Below are 1,785 nucleotides of genomic sequence, written 5' to 3' on the forward strand. Positions count from 1 at the left end.
GTATTCCGATGATTTTGGTGGAAAACGTCATCGGCCGCCGTAAAGGCGTGAACGCGCTGGATGCATTCGGCGGCTCGATGAACGGCAAACCAGTCGCCAAAATTTGGAAAGCGGTCGGTTGGATGGGTCTGCTCGGCGCATTCGGCATCATGGCCTATTACATGGTGCTCGGCGGCTGGGTCATCAGCTACATCGTCAACATCATCGGCGGTAATTTGGACATTTCCAGCCCTGTCAGTGGCGAAGTTACCAAAAGCTTCTTTACCGAACACATCGAAAACAGCCCTTGGGAAATTGCGTTCTACACTTTCTTGTTTGTGGTCGTAAACCAATGGATTTTGGTCAAAGGCGTCATTGGCGGTATTGAAAAAGCGGCAAAATACCTGATGCCGCTGCTGTTTTTATTTCTGATTGCCATGGTTGTGCGCAACGTTACCCTGCCGGGCGCGATGGAAGGGATTACTTTCTATCTGAAGCCTGATTTCAGCAAAATTACCGCCGAACTGTTCGTCTTCGTTTTAGGTCAAGTATTCTTCGCCTTGAGCTTGGGTTTCGGCGTGATGATTACCTTGTCCAGCTATCTGGATAAAAACGAAAATCTGGTTCAAACCGCAGTCATTACCGCCATTACCAATACCATCATCGCCGTGTTGGCGGGTTTTATGATTTTCCCGTCGCTCTTCAGCTTCGGCGTCGCGCCCAATTCCGGCCCGACTTTGGTATTCCAAAGCCTGCCGATTGTGTTCTCGAATATGTGGGCAGGCCCTGTGTTCGCCGTAATTTTCTTCTCGCTGCTCCTGATCGCTGCGCTGACGACTTCGCTGACGATTTATGAAGTGTTGATTACGACGATTCAGGAAAAAACCAAAATCCGCCGTACCGCCGCGATTACGATTGTACTGGCTGCCATCTTCATTTTCGGCAACATCCCGTCTATTTTGAGCTATGGCCCGTGGAAAGACGTTTCCGTGTTCGGCAAAAATATTTTTGATGCCTTTGACTACATCAGCGGCAATATCCTGTTTATGCTGACCGCGCTCGGCTCCGCGCTGTTTGTCGGTTTCGTGATGAAGGATGAAGCAAAGGACGAATTACTTTATAAAGGCAACCATACGACAGTCAATATCTGGTTTGCCTATGTGAAATACCTTGTGCCTTTGGTGATTTTGCTGATTTTTGTCAGCAACTTGTTCTGATAAACAGCATACAAAAAGGCCGTCTGAAATATTCAGACGGCCTTTATTTTAACTATGCTTTATTCTGCCCAGTTTTTCTTCTTACTGGTTTTACCGATACCGGGGTTGAAGCTGTTGGTCGGGTCGAGTTTTTTATAGAACTGTTTCAACTCTGGCTTCGCTTCATACAGATGACCGACATTATGCTCGGCAGGATATTGCGCACCGCGTTGGTCAAGCAGATGGAGCATTTCATGTTCCAAAGCCATACAGTTGTTGCCTTTTTTAATGATGTAGTCCTGATGAAACACATGACACATAAAATGTCCGTAATACAATTTATGGATGATTTTATTGTCGATTTCGGGTGGCAGGGTTTCAAACCAATCACGATCATCACGGCGCAAGGCGATATCGAGTGCGACCAAATCCTCTACTTCATCATCATGTACAGAACGGTAACGGATCGCGGCAGAAGCTACAGCAAAGCGATGCAGCATGGCCGCCTGCGTTTCTTCGGCATTACATTCGAAGAATGCGCCGCCATGGGTTGCAAAATATTCCTTCAAGAAAGCACGCGCTTCTTCTACGCCCTCGCCACCCATTTTCA

General features: G+C 47.5%; 1 protein-coding gene and 1 pseudogene. One reads left to right on the forward strand and one right to left on the reverse strand.

Annotated features, from left to right (window positions below; translation table 11 throughout):
- Positions 1-2 precede the first annotated feature (2 nt).
- Entirely contained in the window at positions 3-1,196 is a 1,194-nt protein-coding gene (locus ACTHUT_RS19610; RefSeq protein ID WP_440419501.1) for a sodium-dependent transporter, read from the forward strand.
- A gap of 59 nt (positions 1,197-1,255) precedes the next feature.
- Here ACTHUT_RS19610 and ACTHUT_RS19615 read toward each other — a convergent pair.
- Positions 1,256-1,785, reverse strand: a pseudogene (locus ACTHUT_RS19615) (D-lactate dehydrogenase); the annotation flags it as partial.

This window comes from Neisseria sp. P0022.S010 (assembly GCF_051956635.1).